22 protein-coding genes and 1 tRNA gene are annotated in these 20,242 nt (G+C 54.8%); 8 read left to right on the top strand and 15 right to left on the bottom strand.

From position 1 onward, the window contains the following. The first annotated feature begins 9 nt into the window (after positions 1 to 9). The 4 genes from OGY68_RS12700 (at position 10) to OGY68_RS12715 (ending at position 3,283) form a co-directional block, all read left to right on the top strand. Entirely contained in the window at positions 10 to 594 is a 585-nt protein-coding gene (locus OGY68_RS12700) for a propanediol/glycerol family dehydratase medium subunit (RefSeq protein WP_057067397.1), read from the top strand. Positions 595 to 596: 2 nt separating this feature from the next. Then, positions 597 to 1,025, top strand: a complete 429-nt coding sequence (locus OGY68_RS12705) for a diol dehydratase small subunit (protein ID WP_007372193.1) — start codon at positions 597 to 599, stop codon at positions 1,023 to 1,025. 10 nt (positions 1,026 to 1,035) lie between these two features. Continuing rightward, positions 1,036 to 2,850, top strand: coding sequence for a diol dehydratase reactivase subunit alpha (locus OGY68_RS12710; RefSeq protein ID WP_057067398.1), 1,815 nt, complete (start codon positions 1,036 to 1,038; stop codon positions 2,848 to 2,850). 109 nt (positions 2,851 to 2,959) lie between these two features. Next, positions 2,960 to 3,283, top strand: coding sequence for a DUF1889 family protein (locus tag OGY68_RS12715; RefSeq protein ID WP_001573898.1), 324 nt, complete (start codon positions 2,960 to 2,962; stop codon positions 3,281 to 3,283). A gap of 268 nt (positions 3,284 to 3,551) precedes the next feature. On the opposite strand, the gene OGY68_RS12720 is transcribed toward OGY68_RS12715, so the two are convergent. Beyond that, positions 3,552 to 3,627 (bottom strand) — tRNA-Ile (locus OGY68_RS12720). Between the two features lie 125 nt (positions 3,628 to 3,752). Between OGY68_RS12720 and mug the strand changes: the two genes are divergently transcribed. Next, the gene (gene mug, locus OGY68_RS12725; RefSeq protein WP_008785849.1) at positions 3,753 to 4,259 is read left to right on the top strand and encodes a G/U mismatch-specific DNA glycosylase; all 507 of its coding nucleotides are present in this window, start codon (positions 3,753 to 3,755) and stop codon (positions 4,257 to 4,259) included. A 45-nt stretch (positions 4,260 to 4,304) separates the two neighbouring features. Here the strand turns inward: mug and rpoD are convergent, their stop codons facing one another. The 3 genes from rpoD to rpsU all read right to left on the bottom strand — a co-directional run bounded on the left by rpoD (position 4,305) and on the right by rpsU (position 8,515). After that, positions 4,305 to 6,152 carry an RNA polymerase sigma factor RpoD gene (gene rpoD, locus OGY68_RS12730; RefSeq protein WP_003024699.1) on the bottom strand — a complete coding sequence of 616 codons (1,848 nt, stop codon included), beginning with the start codon at positions 6,150 to 6,152 and terminating at the stop codon, positions 4,305 to 4,307. 164 nt (positions 6,153 to 6,316) lie between these two features. Continuing rightward, a complete protein-coding gene (gene dnaG, locus OGY68_RS12735; RefSeq protein WP_003828467.1) occupies positions 6,317 to 8,062 on the bottom strand; it encodes a DNA primase in 1,746 nt (581 codons plus the stop codon). A gap of 237 nt (positions 8,063 to 8,299) precedes the next feature. Next, complete coding sequence (rpsU, locus tag OGY68_RS12740) at positions 8,300 to 8,515, bottom strand: 30S ribosomal protein S21 (protein WP_001144069.1); 216 nt, start codon at positions 8,513 to 8,515, stop codon at positions 8,300 to 8,302. Between the two features lie 236 nt (positions 8,516 to 8,751). Here rpsU and tsaD point away from each other — a divergent pair, with 236 nt between their 5' ends. Then, on the top strand, positions 8,752 to 9,765 hold the full coding sequence (gene tsaD, locus OGY68_RS12745) for a tRNA (adenosine(37)-N6)-threonylcarbamoyltransferase complex transferase subunit TsaD (RefSeq protein ID WP_003024694.1): 1,014 nt from the start codon (positions 8,752 to 8,754) through the stop codon (positions 9,763 to 9,765). Between the two features lie 86 nt (positions 9,766 to 9,851). Here the strand turns inward: tsaD and ureG are convergent, their stop codons facing one another. The 10 genes from ureG to ttdA form a co-directional block, all read right to left on the bottom strand. Then, complete coding sequence (ureG, locus tag OGY68_RS12750; protein WP_003828463.1) at positions 9,852 to 10,469, bottom strand: urease accessory protein UreG; 618 nt, start codon at positions 10,467 to 10,469, stop codon at positions 9,852 to 9,854. A gap of 9 nt (positions 10,470 to 10,478) precedes the next feature. After that, positions 10,479 to 11,150, bottom strand: coding sequence for an urease accessory protein UreF (locus OGY68_RS12755; RefSeq protein ID WP_057067194.1), 672 nt, complete (start codon positions 11,148 to 11,150; stop codon positions 10,479 to 10,481). Then, a complete protein-coding gene (ureE, locus tag OGY68_RS12760; protein WP_057067195.1) occupies positions 11,150 to 11,608 on the bottom strand; it encodes an urease accessory protein UreE in 459 nt (152 codons plus the stop codon). Before ureE ends, OGY68_RS12755 begins: the two co-directional genes overlap by 1 nt. A 9-nt stretch (positions 11,609 to 11,617) precedes the next feature. After that, positions 11,618 to 13,321, bottom strand: coding sequence for an urease subunit alpha (gene ureC / locus OGY68_RS12765; RefSeq protein ID WP_057067196.1), 1,704 nt, complete (start codon positions 13,319 to 13,321; stop codon positions 11,618 to 11,620). Continuing rightward, positions 13,314 to 13,634, bottom strand: coding sequence for an urease subunit beta (locus tag OGY68_RS12770; RefSeq protein WP_057067197.1), 321 nt, complete (start codon positions 13,632 to 13,634; stop codon positions 13,314 to 13,316). Before OGY68_RS12770 ends, ureC begins: the two co-directional genes overlap by 8 nt. A gap of 9 nt (positions 13,635 to 13,643) precedes the next feature. Then, the gene (locus OGY68_RS12775; RefSeq protein WP_057067198.1) at positions 13,644 to 13,946 is read right to left on the bottom strand and encodes an urease subunit gamma; all 303 of its coding nucleotides are present in this window, start codon (positions 13,944 to 13,946) and stop codon (positions 13,644 to 13,646) included. Between the two features lie 10 nt (positions 13,947 to 13,956). Beyond that, the gene (locus tag OGY68_RS12780) at positions 13,957 to 14,781 is read right to left on the bottom strand and encodes an urease accessory protein UreD (protein WP_204378145.1); all 825 of its coding nucleotides are present in this window, start codon (positions 14,779 to 14,781) and stop codon (positions 13,957 to 13,959) included. A gap of 123 nt (positions 14,782 to 14,904) precedes the next feature. Next, positions 14,905 to 16,368: an anion permease gene (locus OGY68_RS12785; RefSeq protein ID WP_048225566.1), complete on the bottom strand. Its 1,464-nt coding sequence runs from the start codon at positions 16,366 to 16,368 to the stop codon at positions 14,905 to 14,907. 48 nt (positions 16,369 to 16,416) lie between these two features. Next, positions 16,417 to 17,022 (bottom strand): L(+)-tartrate dehydratase subunit beta, encoded by a 606-nt coding sequence (gene ttdB, locus OGY68_RS12790; RefSeq protein WP_057067200.1) that lies wholly within the window; start codon positions 17,020 to 17,022, stop codon positions 16,417 to 16,419. Further along, positions 17,019 to 17,927, bottom strand: a complete 909-nt coding sequence (ttdA, locus tag OGY68_RS12795; RefSeq protein WP_003828445.1) for a L(+)-tartrate dehydratase subunit alpha — start codon at positions 17,925 to 17,927, stop codon at positions 17,019 to 17,021. Before ttdA ends, ttdB begins: the two co-directional genes overlap by 4 nt. 213 nt (positions 17,928 to 18,140) lie before the next feature. Between ttdA and ttdR the strand changes: the two genes are divergently transcribed. After that, a complete protein-coding gene (gene ttdR / locus OGY68_RS12800; RefSeq protein WP_032945042.1) occupies positions 18,141 to 19,082 on the top strand; it encodes an L-tartrate utilization transcriptional activator TtdR in 942 nt (313 codons plus the stop codon). A gap of 31 nt (positions 19,083 to 19,113) precedes the next feature. On the opposite strand, the gene plsY is transcribed toward ttdR, so the two are convergent. Beyond that, positions 19,114 to 19,731, bottom strand: coding sequence for a glycerol-3-phosphate 1-O-acyltransferase PlsY (gene plsY, locus OGY68_RS12805; protein ID WP_003828443.1), 618 nt, complete (start codon positions 19,729 to 19,731; stop codon positions 19,114 to 19,116). Between the two features lie 106 nt (positions 19,732 to 19,837). Here plsY and folB point away from each other — a divergent pair, with 106 nt between their 5' ends. Continuing rightward, positions 19,838 to 20,206 (top strand): bifunctional dihydroneopterin aldolase/7,8-dihydroneopterin epimerase, encoded by a 369-nt coding sequence (folB, locus tag OGY68_RS12810; protein ID WP_003024659.1) that lies wholly within the window; start codon positions 19,838 to 19,840, stop codon positions 20,204 to 20,206. Positions 20,207 to 20,242: the final 36 nt, after the last annotated feature.

Consider the following 20,242-nt stretch of genomic DNA (forward strand, 5'->3'; position numbering starts at 1 on the left):
CGGTACACCGTGGAATGCACAACTGAACGTAAGCCGGTTTTCACCTTACAGGTGAGCGAAGGCGAGGCGGCTAACGCGGATGAGCGCGTGGATGAGGTGGTGATTGGCGTCGGCCCGGCCTTTGATAAGCATCAGCATAAAACCTTGATTGATATGCCGCACAACGCGATTTTGAAAGAGCTGGTTGCTGGCATCGAAGAAGAGGGACTGCATGCGCGAGTAGTGAGGATCCTGCGCACCTCGGATGTTTCTTTTATGGCATGGGATGCGGCAAATCTCAGCGGCTCAGGCATTGGGATTGGTATCCAGTCGAAAGGAACCACGGTGATTCATCAGCGCGATCTGCTGCCGCTAAGTAACCTGGAACTGTTTTCTCAGGCTCCGCTGCTGACGCTGGAAACCTATCGTCAGATTGGTAAAAACGCCGCGCGATATGCACGCAAAGAGTCGCCTTCGCCGGTGCCAGTGGTCAATGACCAGATGGTGCGCCCTAAGTTTATGGCCAAGGCCGCGCTGTTTCATATCAAAGAAACCAAACACGTGGTGCAGGATGCCGTGCCTGTCACGTTGCATATTGCACTGGTAAGGGAATGACCATGAACGACAACATCATGACCGCGCAGGATTACCCATTAGCCACCCGCTGCCCGGAGAAAATCCGGACGCCTGGCGGCAAGCCGCTAACCGACATTACCCTTGAGAATGTGCTGGCGGGCCGCGTAGGGCCGCAGGATGTGCGTATTTCTCAGCAAACGCTGGAGTACCAGGCGCAGATTGCTGAGCAGATGCAGCGTCATGCCGTGGCGCGCAATTTTCGTCGTGCGGCAGAACTGATTGCGATCCCGGATGCCCGCATTCTGGAGATCTACAACGCACTGAGGCCGTTTCGTTCTTCGTTCGCCGAGTTGCAGGCCATTGCCGATGAACTGGAACACACCTGGCACGCCACGGTGAACGCCGGGTTTGTCCGCGAATCGGCAGAGGTATACCAGCAGAGAAATAAGCTGCGTAAAGGCAGTCAGTGACGGAGGCAGCATGCCGTTAATTGCAGGGATCGATATCGGCAACGCCACCACTGAAGTGGCGTTGGCGCAGGATGGCCGGTTTATCGGCAGCGGGATTGTCGCCACGACCGGGATGAAAGGCACGCGGGAGAATATCGCCGGGGTGGTCGCGTCCCTGCAGCAGGCGCTGGATAAAACGCCGTGGTCGCTGCAGGACGTGGCAAAAATCTGCATCAACGAGGCCGCACCGGTGATTGGCGATGTGGCGATGGAAACCATCACTGAAACCATCATTACCGAATCAACGATGATTGGTCATAACCCGCAAACGCCCGGCGGCGTTGGCGTGGGCATGGGAACCACCATCGCCGTGGAGAAGTTGGCGGCGTTGAGCGAGGATCGATTTGCCCAGGACTGGATACCGTTGGTGGGTGAGGAGATGGATTTCCTTGAGGCGGTTTGGTTTATCAATGAAGCGCTGGATCGCGGCGTCAACGTGGTGGCGGCCATCCTGAAAAAAGATGATGGCGTGCTGGTGAATAATCGCCTGCATCGGCCAATACCGGTGGTTGATGAAGTCACTCTGCTGGAGAAGGTGCCGGAAGGCGTGCTGGCGGCGGTGGAAGTGGCGGCCCCGGGACAGGTGGTGCGGGTGTTGTCGAATCCTTACGGTATCGCGACCTTCTTTGCCCTGACCCCTGAGGAAACGCAAACTATCGTCCCCATCGCCAGAGCGCTGATTGGCAACCGTTCCGCCGTGGTGCTGAAAACCCCGCAGGGTGATGTGCGCTCAAGGATTATCCCGGCAGGCAAGATCGTTATCCGTGGCGAAAAGCGCAGTAGTGAAGCCGACGTAGCGCAAGGCGCGCAGGCCATTATGCAGGCGATGAGCGCCTGTGCGCCCGTGTGCGATATTCGCGGTGAAGCAGGCACGCACGCAGGCGGCATGCTGGAACGGGTGCGAAAGGTGATGGCTTCGCTGACCGATCATGACATGAACACGGTGCATATTCAGGATCTGTTGGCGGTCGATACATTTATTCCGCGCAAGGTGCAGGGCGGCATTGCCGGAGAGTGTTCAATGGAGAACGCCGTGGGCATTGCGGCGATGGTGAAAGCCGATCGCTTACAGATGCAGGCCATCGCCAGTGAGCTGAGCGCCCGGTTAAACACGCCGGTTGAAGTTGGCGGCGTGGAGGCCAACATGGCCGTGGCGGGGGCGTTAACTACGCCCGGATGCGCCGCACCGCTGGCGATCCTCGACTTAGGCGCAGGATCTACCGATGCCGCCGTCATCAATAGCGACGGCGTAGTGAAAGCGGTACATCTGGCCGGCGCGGGGAATATGGTCAGCCTGTTGATTCAAACTGAGCTGGGCTTAAGTGATGCATTTCTGGCGGAGGAAATAAAAAAATACCCGCTGGCAAAAGTGGAGAGCCTGTTCAGCATTCGCCATGAGAACGGCGCGGTGGAGTTTTTCCGCGAACCGCTCAGTCCGTCAGTATTCGCCAAAGTGGTGTACTTGAAAGAGGGCGAGCTGATCCCGGTAGATAACCAGATTTCGCTGGAAAAAATCCGTCTGGTGCGCCGACAGGCTAAAGAGAAGGTTTTTGTGACCAACTGCCTTCGCGCGTTACGCCAGGTGTCACCCGGTGGCTCTATTCGCGATATGACGTTCGTGGTGCTGGTAGGCGGTTCTTCGCTGGATTTTGAAATCCCGCAGATGATCACCGATGCGCTGGCGCATTACGGCGTTGTCGCCGGGCAGGGCAATATTCGAGGTACCGAAGGGCCGCGTAATGCGGTGGCAACAGGACTGGTTTTAGCCGGAGAAGCAAAAAAATAGCGCAGAAAACAGCCGCGCAAGCGTTTAGCTGCGGGGTAAGTCAAATAAAGGCGATGTTCTCTTTGATATCCCGGCGGAGTTGGGTACATAGTATAAATGTGTCTCTCACGTGGTTAATTTTAAGGATAAGAGCATGCCAACAGCAATTGAGAAAGCATTGGATTTTATTGGTGGTATGAACACTTCGGCGTCAGTACCACATTCAATGGATGAAAGTACCGCTAAGGGAATCTTAAAGTATTTGCATGACTTAGGTGTGCCAGCAAGTCCGGAAGTTGTGATGGCACGGGGTGAGCAAGAGGGATGGAATCCCGAGTTCACGAAAAAAGTGGCCGGATGGGCAGAAAAAGTCGCCTCCGGTAACCGCATCCTTATCAAGAACCCAGAGTATTTTTCAACCTATATGCAGGAGCAGCTCAAAGAGCTAGTGTGAGCTGACTATCGAATTAAACTCTAACGGACGTTTCCATCCCAGGATGGCGGCGTCCAGATGGGGTTGCCATTAACATGCTGTTTTCTGAACAGGTGTATCGCGTAAATAGCTTTAGCCCCCGCCAGCCATGTTCTTCCGTGTACTCATTCAACATATTGATGCAAGCAAGTATTGATTTTTCCAGGACAAACTCTTTTTTGCTACATGCCAATTTCTACGGAATACCCATAAAAAAAGGACCTGCAATTTCTCGCAAGTCCTTAAGATTTGGTGGCCCCTGCTGGACTTGAACCAGCGACCAAGCGATTATGAGTCGCCTGCTCTAACCACTGAGCTAAGGGGCCGTGGCGGTGGATTATAAAGTAACTCCGCGTTGCAATCCAGACATAAGCGTACGGATGCTGTTTTTATAAACAATGTATTTTCAGTCCGTTATACTGGTTCCTCTGATGTATTGTTCGGAGTAATTATGGTTAAGGACATACTGGCACCGGAGCTGCGGGTGGTGTTTTGCGGCATCAATCCGGGACTGTCTTCCGCAGGTACAGGATTCCCCTTTGCGCACCCCGCTAATCGCTTCTGGAAGGTTATCCATCAGGCGGGATTTACCGATCGCCAGCTTAAACCTGAAGAGGCACAGCACCTACTGGACTTCCGCTGCGGCGTGACTAAGTTTGTCGACAGACCAACGGTACAAGCCAATGAAGTGAAGCTACAAGAGATGCGTAGCGGCGGTCGTCTGCTTATTGAGAAAATAGAAGAGTATCAGCCAGCCGCGCTCGCTATCCTTGGGAAGCAGGCATTTGAGCAGGGACTTAGCCAGCGTGGGGCGCAGTGGGGAAAACAAACGCTGACCATTGGCGCGACGCAAATATGGGTATTGCCGAATCCCAGCGGGTTAAGCCGGATCACGCTGGATAAACTGGTAGAGGCGTATCGCGAGTTGGATGACGCGCTGGTCATGCGCGGGATGTAAAGAAAAACGCCACCTTGTGGTGGCGTTTGAACTTATACGGCGAGATTAATCGTCGAGGAAGCTACGCAATACTTCAGAGCGGCTCGGGTGGCGCAGTTTACGCAGAGCCTTCGCTTCGATCTGACGGATACGTTCGCGGGTAACGTCGAACTGTTTACCCACTTCTTCCAGCGTGTGGTCGGTGTTCATATCGATACCGAAACGCATACGCAGAACTTTCGCTTCACGGGCGGTCAGGCCAGCCAGAACGTCGTGCGTTGCGGCACGCAGGCTCTCGGTGGTCGCAGAGTCCAGCGGCAGCTCGAGGGTGGTATCCTCGATGAAATCACCCAGATGCGAATCTTCATCGTCGCCGATCGGCGTTTCCATGGAGATAGGTTCTTTAGCGATTTTCAGCACTTTACGGATCTTGTCTTCCGGCATCAGCATGCGCTCAGCCAGTTCTTCTGGCGTCGGCTCGCGGCCCATCTCTTGCAGCATCTGACGGGAGATACGGTTGAGTTTGTTGATAGTCTCAATCATATGTACCGGGATACGGATGGTACGCGCCTGATCCGCGATCGAACGGGTGATCGCCTGACGGATCCACCAGGTTGCATAGGTGGAGAACTTGTAACCACGACGGTATTCAAACTTATCAACCGCTTTCATCAGACCGATGTTACCTTCCTGAATCAGATCCAGGAACTGCAAGCCACGGTTGGTGTATTTTTTAGCGATAGAGATAACCAGACGTAAGTTCGCTTCAACCATCTCTTTTTTCGCACGGCGGGCTTTCGCTTCACCGATGGACATGCGACGGTTGATATCTTTAACCTGCTCGATGGTCAGGCCGGTTTCTTCTTCAATCTGCTGCAGTTTCTGCAGGCCGCGGTGAACGTCATCTGCAACGTCGTGCAGTTTTTCAGACCACGGTTTGTTCATCGCGATTGCCGCGTTGAACCAGGTTTCGCTGGTTTCGTTGCCAGTAAACAGGGTGATGAAGTTTTTCTTCGGCATTTTGCACTGCTCGACGCAGAGCTTCATGATCAGACGTTCCTGAGTACGCACGCGGTCCATCATGACGCGCATGCTGTTTACCAGGTAGTCGAACTGCTTCGGCACCAGGCGGAACTGTTTGAACACTTCAGACAGCTTCTGAATTTCTTCCTGCGCGGCAGCATGGCTGCGGCCTTTCGCTTTGATGGTGTCGCGAGTGATTTCGTACTGAGTACGCAGTTCACCGAATTTTTCACGCGCTAACTCAGGGTCGATGCTGTTGTCATCATCGCTGCTGTCGTCGTCGCCATCTTCTTCATCTTCGTCTTCATCGTCATCCATCTCTTCCTGAGAGAGTTCAGAACCGACGTGGGTCGCCGTTGGCGCCATGTCTTCTTCCGCATTTGGATCGACAAAGCCAGTGATCAGATCGGAAAGACGTGCTTCTTCAGCTTCTACGCGATCGTACTGCTCAAGCAGGTAGGTGATAGCTTCCGGGTATTCGGCAACGGAGCATTGAACCTGGTTAATCCCGTCTTCGATGCGTTTAGCGATGTCGATTTCGCCTTCACGGGTTAACAGTTCAACGGTACCCATTTCACGCATGTACATGCGGACCGGGTCAGTCGTACGACCGATTTCGGACTCAACGCTGGACAGAACCTGGGCAGCCGCTTCTTCCGCGTCTTCATCGGTGCTGTTGGAGGTTTCAGCAAGCAGCAGATCATCGGCATCAGGTGCTTCTTCCATCACCTGAATACCCATGTCATTGATCATTTGGATGATGTCTTCGATTTGATCTGAATCGACGATATCTTCCGGCAGATGGTCATTGACCTCGGCATAGGTCAGATAGCCTTGCTCCTTACCACGTTGGACAAGAAGCTTCAGCTGTGACTGCGGGTTTTGCTCCATAAGACGGTATCCACACTTAATTCGTTTGATTGGTGTTGGGCGGTAAAACCGCCAACGGCAAAACGAGGGCATACTTATATTTTGCCGCTGCCTCTCCGTGCGGCTGTCGGGGGCTTCCCGATCGATATTCGGCAGTTAAGCCGTTAAATACTTTTGTCTTTCTGTTATTTCTTGGCCAGTTCCTGGTTCAGTGTCCAGAGTTCCCGGCGTTCTTCGCTGCTTAAACCGTGTGTGCGCTCACGAGCTATCAACTCTTCCTGGCGCAGTTCAAGCATCGAATCAAACATATGGTTGAGTGAGTCGGTGAAGGTTTTTTCCGCGATATCTTTATCTGCTATATCGTCCCACATCGACAGTTTTTCAAGGGTCGCAGCATCATTTGTGCCACGATAGTGTTCTAAAAGTTGCCCGGTGGTCAGACCTGGCTGAGCCAGACAAGTGTTGACCAGTTCTCTGAATAAGCCAAGTCCAGGCAGCTTATTACTATCCAGTGCGCCTAACGGTGGAACCAGCGGGGCGAGGCCCGGGTTCTGTACCAGCAACCCTATAAGTATACGCATGGTCGTACGTTTTAGCTGTGGAACAGGGCGGGAAGCCCCATTTTCTGCCAGTTTAGGCATTAAACGTTCAAGCTGGCTGTCATCCAGAATGCCGAGCTTGTTCCCCAACTCCTGTCGCAAGTAAATGCGCAACGTTTCGCCTGGTACCTGAGTAATCAGAGGTAATGCCAGCGTACTGAGCTGTGCGCGTCCGTCCGGGGTACTCAAATCCACCTGCGGCAGCAGGCTGTTAAATAAAAACGCGGAGAGCGGCAGCGCCTGCTCCATCCGGGCTTCAAAGGCCTCTTTCCCTTCTTTACGCACCAGCGTATCGGGGTCTTCGCCGTCAGGTAAAAACATGAAGCGTAGCTGGCGTCCGTCTGTCATATAGGGCAGTGCGGTTTCCAGTGCGCGCCATGCTGCGTCGCGTCCGGCACGGTCGCCGTCGTAACAGCAAATTACGTTGTTCGTCGCGCGGAACAACAGTTGGATGTGATCGGCAGTAGTTGACGTCCCTAGGGATGCCACGGCGTAGTTAATGCCGTATTGCGCCAGCGCCACCACATCCATATAGCCTTCTACCACTAACAGGCGCTGTGGATCGGCGTTATCCTGCTGGGCTTCATAAAGGCCATACAGCTGGCGGCCTTTATGGAAAATATCGGTTTCCGGGGAGTTCAGATATTTCGGCAGGGCATCGCCCAGCACGCGTCCACCAAAACCAATGACTCGACCACGTTTGTCGCGAATGGGGAACATCACCCGTTCGCGGAAGCGATCGTAACTGCGTCCCTGATCGTTGGTGACCAACATCCCCGCATCGACCAGCGATTTGCGATTCTCAGCATTGCCGCCAAACCGTTTCAGGACGTTGTCCCAGCCGGGGGGCGCAAAACCAATAGCAAAACGGGTGATAACGTCGCTACTTAATCCTCGCTTTTCCAGGTACTGGCGCGCAGGGGTAGCGGCGGGCTGCATCAAAGACTGTTGATAAAAAGTGTTCAGGCCGTCCATCAATTGATAAAGGCTTTGCCGTTGATGGCGCTCTATCTGACTGGGGCCACTGCCTGCTTCATAGGGCACTTCGAGGTTGTGCATTGCGGCCAGTTCTTCGACGGTTTCCACAAACTCGAGCTTGTCGTAGTTCATGAGAAAGTCGACGGCGTTGCCATGCGCGCCACACCCAAAGCAGTGATAAAACTGTTTTTCACCGTTTACGGTGAAAGAGGGGGTTTTTTCGTTATGGAACGGACAGCACGCGTGATAATTTTTGCCCTGCTTTTTCAGCTTTACCCGCGCGTCGATGAGATCGACGATGTCGGTTCTTGCCAGCAGGTCATTGATAAAAACGCGAGGAATTCGTCCAGCCATAAGCCCCTGTTTTTTGATGACTCATATACACAAAATCATTCAGGATGCATCAAGGCGGCAAGGAAGCGAATCCTCAGGAGCGTACAGCAGTACGTGACTGGGGTGAGCGACTGCAGCCAACACTGAGGCAGCTTGAATGATGACGTGTATAAACGAAAATAAGCCGCGCATTCCTTCCGGAAGCACGGCCTTACAACTACAACTCAGTCTGAATTGAGAGCTTTGGCTCTCAATGGATTAGTACAGACGAGTACGGCGTGCGTTTTCGCGAGCCAGTTTCTTCGCGTGACGTTTCACAGCAGAAGCTTTAGCGCGCTTACGTTCGGTAGTCGGTTTTTCATAGAACTCACGACGACGAACTTCCGCCAGAACACCTGCTTTTTCGCATGAACGCTTGAAGCGACGCAGTGCTACGTCGAACGGCTCGTTTTCACGTACTTTAATTACCGGCATGTAACTCTCACCTTTAATAAATTCGGTTTGCCGCTGGCATCAACGCCAGCTTATTTCAAAATGGTGCGGAATTTTACTGCAATTGCTGCTGCTTTGTAAAGCACCGACGCGATTTTGAAAGGGACTTTTATAAGGACAAGGAGTATACACGAGCCGAACTCCTGGGGCGAACAAAGTTTTACATCAACCCGCATTGGTCCTACACTGCGCGGTAATAGAGCGAGGTAAAACAAGTCATGCGTGTACTGGGTATTGAAACATCCTGCGATGAAACCGGCATCGCCATTTACGACGATGAAAAAGGTCTTTTAGCCAACCAATTGTATAGTCAGGTGAAATTACATGCTGACTACGGCGGCGTAGTGCCTGAACTGGCCTCGCGCGATCACGTACGTAAAACCGTACCGTTGATCCAGGCCGCGCTGAAAGAAGCGGGACTGACGGCAAAAGAGATCGATGCGGTGGCGTATACCGCAGGTCCTGGTCTGGTTGGTGCGCTGCTGGTTGGTGCAACCGTAGGACGTTCGCTGGCGTTCGCCTGGGGCGTACCGGCAATTCCTGTGCACCACATGGAAGGGCATCTGCTGGCGCCAATGCTGGAAGATAATCCCCCTGCGTTCCCGTTCGTCGCGCTGCTGGTTTCCGGCGGTCACACGCAGCTGATCAGCGTCACCGGTATCGGTCAGTATGAATTGCTGGGCGAATCGATTGATGATGCTGCCGGTGAAGCGTTCGACAAAACCGCCAAGCTGCTGGGGCTGGATTATCCTGGTGGCCCAATGCTGTCAAAGCTGGCATCACAAGGCGTTGAAAAACGTTTTGTCTTCCCGCGTCCGATGACTGACCGTCCGGGGCTGGATTTCAGTTTCTCAGGTCTGAAAACCTTCGCTGCGAATACCATTCGTAATAACGAAAATGACGATCAGACCCGCGCTGATATCGCCCGTGCGTTTGAAGACGCGGTAGTTGATACGCTGATGATCAAGTGCAAACGCGCGCTGGACCAAACCGGTTTTAAACGTCTGGTGATGGCGGGGGGCGTGAGTGCGAACCGTACGCTGCGCGCAAAACTGGCCGAGATGATGCAAAAACGTCGTGGCGAAGTGTTTTACGCGCGTCCGGAATTTTGTACCGATAACGGGGCGATGATCGCCTACGCGGGCATGGTGCGTTTTAAAGCGGGCGCAACGGCGGATCTTGGTGTGACCGTACGTCCACGCTGGCCGCTGGCGGAATTACCGGCGGCGTGAGTTTTTTGCCCGGTGGCGCTGCGTTTACCGGGCTTACAAAACCGTAGGCCGGGTCAGGCGAATCCGCCGCCCGGCGATAGCTCTCACTACATCCGCAACATTCCTTTCTCTTCCAGAAACGCGATAATTTTTTCCAGGCCTTCTCCAGATTTTAAATTACTAAACGTCCATGGACGCTCGCCGCGCATGCGCAAGGTATCGCGCTCCATCACCTCCAGTGATGCGCCGACGTAAGGGGCCAGATCGGTTTTATTGATCACCAGAAAATCGGATTTGGTGATCCCCGGACCACCTTTACGCGGGATCTTCTCGCCTTCAGCAACATCGATCACATAGATCGTCAGATCCGCGAGTTCCGGGCTGAAGGTGGCGCTCAGGTTATCGCCGCCGCTTTCCACAAAAATCAGATCCAGATTGCCGAATTTCTCACTCAGCGCTTCTACGGCGGCCAGATTCATCGACGCATCTTCGCGGATGGCGGTATGCGGGCAGCCACCGGTTTCCACGCCGACGATCCTCTCTGGCTCCAGTGCGCCCGCCTCGGTGAGAATGCGCTGATCTTCTTTGGTGTAGATATCGTTGGTCACCACCGCCAACTGATAGCTGCTGCGCATGGCTTTGCATAACGCTTCCAGCAGCGCCGTTTTGCCCGAGCCGACCGGGCCGCCAACGCCCACACGCAGGGGATGCTTGTAGTTACTCATTTTTTCTCCTCAGGAGCGGAATAATCGGGAATATTGGGTTTCATGCCGGGCAGACGCGATAGCGGCCAACGGCGTTGCGGAGCCGAGGCTGGTGTCAGGACACGTCAGCGCCTGTGCCAAACCCTGCGCATAGCGATCGCAGAGCGCAATAATCAAACGCTGGGCTGCCTGTTGTCCAAAAGGAACCAGCTTGACGCCAGCCATGACAGCGCTCTCAATCCAGCTGTAGCCGAGGCTTAACGCCAGCTCCGTCAGTGGAATTTTCCAGCGCACGCCCAGCCAGGCTATGCCGCAGAGTTGGCTGTCGACAAAGAGGGTGCGCCATTCTCGCGAGCAATCCGACTCCCAGTCGGTGACCAGCCGCGTAAACGCCGCACCCCGACTGCGTTCTTCATCCCGCAGTTCGCGGGTTTCGCGACAGGCCAGCAGGTAAGCGCTCCAGCGGCGTGCTGCGTCGAGATCGTCCAGCTCGCAGGCGCGATACAGTCTCGCCAGCAGCGGTAGGTCAACGGTAAAAAAGTTCTGCTCCATCTGCTGGATTTGCCAGGCAGAGAAGTCATCGACGCTTTTCACCCAGCCGATTTCCACCGCCCACTCCAGACCCTGGGACCAGGTAAATGACCCTACCGGGAGCGCGCTGCTGGCGAGCTGCATCAGACGTAGCTGTTGGCTGTTATGCATCAGTGCGCATGACCATGGTGATGCCCGTGTGATTCACTGGCATAAGCGCCTGCTTCAGGTTCAAACGGCAACTGGGCGAACGTCACCTCAAGGTTGAACTGGCGCAGCATGTCGTCCAGCACATGATCGTGATGGTAACGCAGTTCATCAGGCAGGATTTGCAGCGGAACGTGGCGATTACCGAGGTGATAACAGGCTTTGGCGAGCAGGAAAGGATCGGTGCAGCGCACCACGGAAACCGACTCCGGTGCGGCGATCACTTCGATCACTTCGCTGCCATCTTCGGTACTTAGCAGATCGCCACCGCGCAGCAGCAAACCACGCGGTAGCATTAGCCCGGCTTCGCGACCGTCGTTCAGTGCTACCCTGGCACGACTTTTTACCCGGACATCAATGGGCAGCGTGACGCTTGCAGTAACGCGGTGAGCGTGGTCAAGGCGTTGGGTCAGATAGATCATCGTTACTCCTCAAAACAGAAAATAGCGTTGCGCCATCGGCAAAACATCTGCCGGTTCGCTGGTGATAAGTTCGCCATCAATACGCACCTCGTAAGTCTGAGCATCGACGGTGATATTGGGTTGCAGGCCGTTGTGGATCATGTCGACCTTTTTCACCGTCCGGCAGCCTTTGACGACGGCGATAGCGCTTTGCAGATTGAGCTGCTGCGGGATGTTTTGCGCGTCAGCGGCCTGCGAAATAAAGGTCAGCCGGGTGTGGTGCCGCGCCGCGCCAAGCGCGCCGAACATCATGCGGTAATGCACCGGCTGCGGGGTGGGGATCGAGGCGTTGATATCGCCCATTGGCGCGCAGGCGATCATCCCGCCCTTGACGATCGTCGCCGGTTTTACGCCAAAAAAGGCGGGCGACCACAGCACCAGATCGGCCAGTTTGCCAGGCTCAACGGAGCCGACTTCATGGGCGATACCGTGGGTTAATGCCGGGTTGATGGTGTATTTGGCGACGTAGCGTTTAACGCGCAGGTTGTCGTTGTCACCGGTTTCTTCTGCCAACGGGCCACGCTGAACCTTCATGCGGTGCGCCACCTGCCAGGTACGCAGGATCACTTCGCCCACGCGCCCCATCGCCTGTGAGTCGGACGAGGTCAGGGAAAACGCGCCAATGTCATGCAGCACATCTTCGGCAGCGATTGTTTCCCGGCGAATGCGGGATTCGGCAAAGGCCACGTCTTCGGCGATATCCGGATCGAGGTGGTGGCAAACCATCAGCATGTCGAGATGCTCGTCGATGGTGTTGACGGTATAGGGCAGCGTCGGATTCGTGGAGGAGGGCAGAATATTCGGATGCGCGCAGGCGGTGATGATATCCGGCGCATGGCCGCCGCCCGCGCCTTCAGTGTGAAAGGTATGAATGGTGCGATCGCCAATCGCCGCCAGCGTATCTTCAACGAATCCGGACTCGTTGAGCGTATCGCTGTGCAGCGCGACCTGGATGTCCATCTCGTCGGCCACAGTCAGCGCGCAGTCGATAGCGGCAGGCGTGGCGCCCCAGTCTTCATGGATTTTCAGGCCAATTGAACCCGCGCTGATTTGCTCGCGTAGGGCGTCAGGGTTTGAGCCATTACCTTTGCCCAGTAAACCGATGTTAACCGGCAACGCATCTGCCGCCTGCAGCATGCGCGCGATGTACCAGGGGCCCGGTGTGCAGGTGGTGGCGTTGGTTCCTGCTGCCGGACCGGTGCCTCCGCCGATCATCGTCGTCACGCCAGAAACCAGCGCCTCCTGCGCCTGCTGTGGGCAAATCCAGTGAATATGCGTATCCACGCCGCCCGCGGTGACGATCTTGCCTTCCCCGGCAATGACTTCAGTTCCCACGCCTATCGGGATCGTGACGTTGGGTTGAATATCGGGATTACCTGCTTTGCCGATAGCGAAGATCCTGCCGTTTTTGATGCCGATATCCGCTTTCACGATCCCCCAGTGATCGACGATCAGCGCGTTGGTTATAACCAGATCCACGCATGCATCGGCGCGCATTTGTCCCTGGCCCATGCCGTCGCGGATCACTTTTCCGCCGCCGAATTTGACCTCTTCGCCGTAGGTGGTGAAGTCTTGTTCCACCTCGATCCACAGGTCGGTATCCGCCAGGCGCACTTTATCGCCGGTGGTTGGGCCAAACATGTCGGCGTACGCCTGCCGGGAAATGTCACTCATTATCTGCCTCCAGTGCGCCCATCACTTCGCTGCGAAAACCCACGATCCTTTGTGCACCGGCAACGCGCACCAGTTCGACTTCGCGTTTTTGTCCTGGCTCAAAACGCACCGCTGTGCCCGCAGCAATGTTCAGACGAAAGCCGCGTGCGGCCAGCCTGTCAAAGCGCAGCGCCGGGTTTACTTCGTAAAAGTGATAGTGCGAGCCCACCTGGATGGGTCTGTCGCCATGATTTTCCACCACGATCGTGCAGGTCTCCCGCCCCTGATTAAGCGCGATATTGCCTTTTGCGATCTGATATTCACCTGGGATCATTGCCGCTCCTTAGACGATCGGGTTGTGGACAGTGACCAGCTTCGAACCGTCCGGAAATGTGGCTTCAACCTGAATATCCGGGATCATCTCCGATACGCCTTCCATCACCTGATCGCGGCGCAGGACGTGACGCCCGTCTTCCATCAGCGCGGCCACGGTTTGCCCGTCACGCGCCCCTTCCATGATGAAAGCGCTAATCAGCGCCACCGATTCCGGGTAGTTCAGCTTCAGCCCGCGGGCCAGGCGACGTTCCGCCACCAGCGCAGCGGTAAACAGCAACAGCTTGTCTTTTTCTCTGGGAGTCAGTTCCATTAGGGTTCTCCTAGGTTTGCCAGATTCGCGGTAGTACGGGTGCTTTGTGCGTCAGCAGCGGGCGCAGGAATTGCCAGATGTCACGCATAACGCGCACAACGATCAGATTGTCGTTAGCAAGAAAACGGATTGTCAGCAGCGAGTCGTTAAGCGTTGCTCCGGCGTAATCGCCAAGCGGAGTCAGCCGTTCGCGCACGCCTTCCAGCATCTCTTCATTTGCCGGATAACACAGCAACGTGCCGACCCAGGGATGATGTGCGACGCCGCTCAGATTCCCCTCCTGCAACTGCAAGCGTTCTATCAGCAGTGGCTGCCCATCTCGCCATACTTCCAGGCGGTTTTGCAGCGTGCCGTAACTGAAGGTCTCCTGCATAACCGGTCGGCCAAGACACAGCAGATCCCAGGCCAGCAGGCGGCTTGCGGATGTCAGATGAAAGACGGTCTGAATAGCGGCGTTGGCGCCGGGAAAGAGGATCGTATCCTGCGGCAGCCACTCCAGCGTCGCGTGGGGTGCGAGGGTAAAATGCTGGCGCAGCAATGCCTGCGGTCCACGGCTGCGGTAAAACTTTCCCGCGCCAGGCTGGGTGATTAACGCGTGGCTGTTTTCGTCGAGCGTTACGGCGATATGGAGCTCATCCCCGCCGACGATCCCCGCCGGTGGATGAAGCAAATAGAGATGGCAAACGTCCTCTTCCGGGTAAAACGGGCGTTGAACCGTCAATGGACCATGATGACGCGCCGAGGCGAGCACCGTTTTGTGCCCGGTGCAGGTAAAATGCAGATCCAGTTCGGCCTGCCAGCCCCGTGTGAGTGTCTCGTGCGCAACCGTGTCCAGAGCGTTTCCCCTATCAGCATGAGGGTGTTTGCATACAAAAAAGTATGCCTCAGCGCATCGGGAAATCGATCATATGAGAAGCTTATGGATAAAGGGGCGACAATACGTCGCCCCACTAGGGTTTTACAGTAAAACGAGGGGCATCCAGACCAGACCGGTAATCACCAGCAGCACGAGAAAAATCAGGCCAAAAATAGCACCGAGTCGCCAGTAATCCACTGTTGGTAAATAGCCGCTGCCGTAGTAGATAGGGCTAGGGCCGGTGGCGTACGGGGTCAGAATGCTGCCCAAACCAATGGCGGCGCCAACCATCAGGCAGAAGACCGGTAGCGGGATTTCCGGCATTGCCAGCGCGGCGGCAATCATCATCGGTGCGAGGGCGGAGGTATAGGCTGTGGCGCTGGCAAAGAAGTAACGCAGCAGATAGAACACCACGATCAGCGCCACCATCACCATCATCGGCGAATAACCGCTCAGCCCGTTTGCCAGCAGCTTGCCGAACCAGGTAATAAAACCGGTGTTATTGAGCCCGGTGGCCAGCGTGATCAGCGAGGCCAGCCAGAAAAAGACGTTCCATGCGGCTTTATTGCTGACGATGTCATCCCAGCTAATGATGCGCAGCACCAGCATCAACGCCACCACGCTGTATCCGACCATCGCAGCGTCAATATAATCACCGCCGAATATCCACAGCACCAGCGCGCCGACCATCAGCACCAGCATCTTTTTCTCGCGAGCGCAGAGCGGTCCCATCGCTTTTAGTTCGGTATCCGCCCAGCGTGGAACCTGATCACCGGATTTCAGCACCGGTGGATACAACACGTACGCCAGCCACGGCACAATCAGCACCAGCAAAATGCTCAGCGGCAGCATGCCTAAGAACCAGTCACCCCAGCTCAGCGCGGTGTGGGACGCGCCTTTCATCAGACCGATCAACAGCAGGTTCGGCGCCATTGCCGTTAAGAAAATGGCGCTGGTAACGCAGTCAGCGACAATGCCCATCCACATGATGTACGAGCCAATAGAGCGTGAACTGGCGCTATTGGGTTGTGAGTTATACAGCGGCGGCAGGTTGCGGATAATCGGGTAGATTATTCCGGCCCCACGGGCGGAGTTGGAAGGTGTGACGGGAGCGAGGATAAGTTCGGAGAACATCACCGCATAGCCGAGAAACAGCGTCCTATGCCCCATCTTTTTCACCAGCATCAGCGCGATTCGCCGACCGAGTCCGGTTTTCTCATAGCCAGTACCAAACATAAAGGCCGCGAAGATCAGCCAGATGACCGAGTTTGAAAAGCCAGATACCGCCCACGACAGCGATTTGGCGGTAAATTTAAAACCGTCCTGCGCGAGTTGCTCCGGGCTGAACAGCAGCCACGGTGAAAGGACGGCGATGATCGAAATGCCAATCATCGCCACTACCGCGCCCGGTACAGGTTCCAGAATAAGCCCGACAATCACACCGGTAAAGACGGCAAAATAGAGCCAGGTGTGGCTCTCAAGACCGGTGGGGACGGGTAGAACAGCAATAATGGCGATGACCACCAGCGGAGCCAGGTATCGCCACCAACCAGCTAAAGGTGCCATTGTTGTATCCCTACGAAAGGGGAGAGGCGTAGCGCCTCTCCGGGAGGGTTATTTGATGTAATGCACGTGCTCGCAGATTTCATCGACGATAGGGTCGCGACGTTCAGCGAACAGCTTTTTGTTTTCAGCGATCAGGTTATTGCCGTGGGTATCGATGGAAACGATCAGCGGGCCGAACTCTTTTACCCGACACACCCACAGGGACTCCGGCATGCCGAGTTCCGTCCAGTGCACCTCTTCGATCTCCTCAACCTGGGTTGCCGCCACGACCGCGCAGCCTGCCGGGAAGATGACGTGCAGCGCTTTAAACTGCTTGCAGCCTTCTTCCGTCAGCGGTCCCATGCCGCCCTTGCCGACCACCAGTTTGACGCCAGTCTGTTCGATAAAGTCTTTCTCAAACGCTTCCATACGCATGCTGGTGGTTGGGCCGACGGAAACCATTTCCCATTTATCACCGTTCTTACGTACGATCGGGCCCGCGTGGAAAATGGCTTTGCCGTTCAGGTCATAAGGAATCGGGCGCTTCAGTTCGATCAGGCGGCGGTGGCAAACGTCACGGCAGGTCACCAGCGTACCGGTCAGGTAAATGACATCGCCAACGCGAATGTCTGCCAGATCTTCTGCTTTGATCGGGGTTGTGAGGATCTTTTTCATAACGCGCTCCGGGTGTGAGACAGGTTTTCGAAGGAGAGGTCAGCATGAACCAACAGCGTGCCGCGACGGTGGGCCCAGCAGCCAGTAGAGACGGCAACGCCGATAGTCGACGGGTGGCGCGCGGCGGATTCGATATGCACGCCCATCACTGAGCTATTACCGGTCAATCCTTGCGGACCAATGCCCAGACGGTTAAGTCCTTCTTCCAGACGCAGTTCCAGTTCGGCCGCTTTCGGATTCGGATGACGTGAGCCGATAGGGCGCAGCACCGCTTTACGAGAAAGAACGGCGGCGGTTTCTACGGAGGTGGCAATACCTACGCCCACCAGCACTGGCGGACAGGCGTTGACTGCCAGCGTGGAGATATTTTCAAAAACAAATTTCACCACACCTTCGTAGCCCTCAGAAGGCATTAACACTTTCGAGCGTCCCGGCAGCGTACAGCCGCCGCCTGCCATGTAGACTTCGATTTCCGCGTCATCGTTATCAGGGATGATGTCCCAGGTGACCCACGGCACACCGGTACCTGTATTTTTGCCGGTATTCACTTCGTCAAAAATCTCGACCGCGTTATGGCGCAGCGGCGCTTTTACCGTGGCGTCTTCAACGGCCTGCTTCAGAATGCTTTGCAGTTCGCCGAGGAGCGGAAAACGGGAACCGACCTTCACGAAAAACATAATCTCGCCGGTGTCCTGACAGGCTGGGCGGTTCAGGTCGATAGCTTTCTGCATGTTGTCAAACATGGTGTGGTAGATGATTTTACCCATCGGCGAGGTTTCGCCTTCACGCAGCTGTTTTAATTTATCCACGACGTCATCGGGCATGCGGGTAGAAATCATGGCGGTAAAATCAGCGACAATGTTCGTCAGCGTATTTATCGCATTTTGGTTATTTTGATTGCTCATCTTGTTAACTCCAGTTCTTTTATTTATCTGGAAATAAATTCTCCGCCACAAACTACCACTAAAAATGTGGATTAATATTATTTGCCACTGTGAATATCTAATTAACAGTTCGTGAATGATGTCCGGATAAGGCAATAAAAATTGCGCAAAGGCAGGGTTTAAGACGCATGAGAGAATTACACTGCGGTGAACAACATTACGGATAGACCGATCATGCTGAACACGTATCCCCTTGCGAAAGACCTGCAGGTGTTGGTTGAAATTGTGCATAGCGGCAGCTTCAGCGCCGCCGCCGCGACGCTGGGGCAAACGCCGGCGTTTGTGACAAAACGCATTCAGATCCTAGAGTCCACGCTGGGGACGACGCTGCTAAGCCGCTCTGCGCGTGGTGTAGCGCTCACGGAGAGTGGTCAACGTTGCTATGAACATGCGCAGGCGATCCTCGCGGGCTATCAGCATCTGGTCGATGACGTCACGCAACTCAAAACGCGCCCGGCAGGGATGATTCGTATCGGCTGTAGTTTTGGCTTTGGGCGCAGTTATATTGCACCGGCAATTACCGAATTGATGCATAGCTACCCTGAATTACAGGTGCATTTTGAGCTTTACGATCGGCAAATTGATTTGGCGCAGGATAATATCGATTTAGATATTCGTATTAATGACGAGATACCGGATTATTATATTGCGCATTTGTTAACGAAAAACAAAAGAATATTGTGTGCGGCCCCACCGTATTTACAAAAATACGGTGAGCCGATGACGTTACAGGAATTAAGTCGTCATGATTGTCTGGTCACCAAAGAACGCGATATGACTCACGGGGTGTGGGAACTGGACAATGGTCAGGAGAAAAAGTCGGTCAAGGTGGCGGGACATCTTTCCTCTAACAGCGGTGAGATTGTGTTGCAGTGGGCGCTACAGGGAAAAGGGATTATGTTGCGTTCCGAATGGGATGTGCAGCCGTTTCTGGCCAGCGGTGAACTGGTGCGTGTGCTGCCGGACTATGCGCAGAGCGCTAATATCTGGGCGGTTTATCAGGAGCCGCTGTATCGCAGCGTGAAGCTGCGCGTGTGCGTGGAGTTTCTGGCGACGTGGTGTCAGAACCGATTAGGCAAACCGGTGGAGGGGTATCACATCCCCCACGCCGGATAAGACACCGTTGCGTCGCTATCCGACAATAAAATCACTCGGGGTCTCGTTCGCGTTTTTTCTTCAGCTTGGTCCAGATCTTCGGCTCCTGACGACGCCACAGACGCTGAATGTTGTCATGGTGACGAAGCAGAATTAAGCACGATAGCATGGACACCGGGAAAGTGAACTGGGGATTGAACCACCAGACGTAAAAAGGGGCGATCAGCGCGCTGACGATAGCGCCTAACGACGAGTAGCCGCTCAACAGGACGGTCAGCAGCCAGGTCCCTGCCATCACGCCAGTTAAGTCCCAACCAATCGGCGCAATCGCCCCAAAGGCTGTGGCAACGCCTTTCCCACCTTTAAAGCCGAAGAACACCGGCCAAATGTGGCCCAGACAGGCGGCGATTGCGATCAATCCCAGCCAGAAGGGGCTGACGCCTAGCGCATAGGCACCCCAGACGGGTAACATACCTTTCAGGACGTCGAAAATCAGTACCGCGACGGCGGCTCCCTTGCCACCGATGCGCAGCACGTTTGTCGCGCCCGGATTCCCAGAGCCGCTGTCGCGCGGGTCCGGCAATCCAGCAAGGCGGCATACCAGAATAGCACTGGAAATTGAGCCACAGAGGTACGCGAAGATAATCATTCCAGGCGCGATTGCACTCATAAGCTGTTCCGTTTTGAAAATGTCGTGTAAAACGCTACTTCTGTGGATAATACGCATATTTCGCCGGAAGTGGTATCCGGGTTAGCCAAAAAGCAGGCAGGTCGTGATGGATATTGTATTTATAGAGCAACTTTCTGTAATCACCACTATTGGTGTTTACGACTGGGAACAAACGATCGAACAACGGTTGGTGTTCGATATCGAAATGGCATGGGATAACCGCAAATCAGCTAAAAGCGATGATGTGGCTGATTGCCTGAGCTATGCTGATATTGCTCAAACGGTTGTTAATCATGTGGAAGGTGGGCGCTTTGCGCTGGTAGAACGGGTTGCGGAAGAGGTGGCAGATCTCCTGCTTAGCCGCTTTAATTCTCCCTGGGTACGGATCAAACTCAGTAAACCTGGCGCGGTAGCCCGTGCGGCGAACGTCGGGGTTATCATTGAGCGTGGCAATAATCTGAAAGAAAATAATTAATTTAATAATTTCTAAAACAAACGGGTATAAAAGGGT

The organism is Citrobacter sp. Cpo065 (genome assembly GCF_030332805.1).
GTDB lineage: Bacteria > Pseudomonadota > Gammaproteobacteria > Enterobacterales > Enterobacteriaceae > Citrobacter > Citrobacter portucalensis.

What these genes read in the sequence shown, in the direction of transcription:
- OGY68_RS12705 (WP_007372193.1), top strand. Translation starts at nt 597, where the DNA reads ATGAACGACAACATCATGACCGCGCAGGATTACCCATTAGCCACCCGC.
- OGY68_RS12710 (WP_057067398.1), top strand. Translation starts at nt 1,036, where the DNA reads ATGCCGTTAATTGCAGGGATCGATATCGGCAACGCCACCACTGAAGTG.
- mug (WP_008785849.1), top strand. Translation starts at nt 3,753, where the DNA reads ATGGTTAAGGACATACTGGCACCGGAGCTGCGGGTGGTGTTTTGCGGC.
- rpoD (WP_003024699.1), bottom strand. Translation starts at nt 6,152, where the DNA reads ATGGAGCAAAACCCGCAGTCACAGCTGAAGCTTCTTGTCCAACGTGGT.
- dnaG (WP_003828467.1), bottom strand. Translation starts at nt 8,062, where the DNA reads ATGGCTGGACGAATTCCTCGCGTTTTTATCAATGACCTGCTGGCAAGA.
- rpsU (WP_001144069.1), bottom strand. Translation starts at nt 8,515, where the DNA reads ATGCCGGTAATTAAAGTACGTGAAAACGAGCCGTTCGACGTAGCACTG.
- tsaD (WP_003024694.1), top strand. Translation starts at nt 8,752, where the DNA reads ATGCGTGTACTGGGTATTGAAACATCCTGCGATGAAACCGGCATCGCC.
- ureG (WP_003828463.1), bottom strand. Translation starts at nt 10,469, where the DNA reads ATGAGTAACTACAAGCATCCCCTGCGTGTGGGCGTTGGCGGCCCGGTC.
- OGY68_RS12755 (WP_057067194.1), bottom strand. Translation starts at nt 11,150, where the DNA reads ATGCATAACAGCCAACAGCTACGTCTGATGCAGCTCGCCAGCAGCGCG.
- ureE (WP_057067195.1), bottom strand. Translation starts at nt 11,608, where the DNA reads ATGATCTATCTGACCCAACGCCTTGACCACGCTCACCGCGTTACTGCA.
- ureC (WP_057067196.1), bottom strand. Translation starts at nt 13,321, where the DNA reads ATGAGTGACATTTCCCGGCAGGCGTACGCCGACATGTTTGGCCCAACC.
- OGY68_RS12770 (WP_057067197.1), bottom strand. Translation starts at nt 13,634, where the DNA reads ATGATCCCAGGTGAATATCAGATCGCAAAAGGCAATATCGCGCTTAAT.
- OGY68_RS12775 (WP_057067198.1), bottom strand. Translation starts at nt 13,946, where the DNA reads ATGGAACTGACTCCCAGAGAAAAAGACAAGCTGTTGCTGTTTACCGCT.
- OGY68_RS12785 (WP_048225566.1), bottom strand. Translation starts at nt 16,368, where the DNA reads ATGGCACCTTTAGCTGGTTGGTGGCGATACCTGGCTCCGCTGGTGGTC.
- ttdB (WP_057067200.1), bottom strand. Translation starts at nt 17,022, where the DNA reads ATGAAAAAGATCCTCACAACCCCGATCAAAGCAGAAGATCTGGCAGAC.
- ttdA (WP_003828445.1), bottom strand. Translation starts at nt 17,927, where the DNA reads ATGAGCAATCAAAATAACCAAAATGCGATAAATACGCTGACGAACATT.
- ttdR (WP_032945042.1), top strand. Translation starts at nt 18,141, where the DNA reads ATGCTGAACACGTATCCCCTTGCGAAAGACCTGCAGGTGTTGGTTGAA.
- plsY (WP_003828443.1), bottom strand. Translation starts at nt 19,731, where the DNA reads ATGAGTGCAATCGCGCCTGGAATGATTATCTTCGCGTACCTCTGTGGC.
- folB (WP_003024659.1), top strand. Translation starts at nt 19,838, where the DNA reads ATGGATATTGTATTTATAGAGCAACTTTCTGTAATCACCACTATTGGT.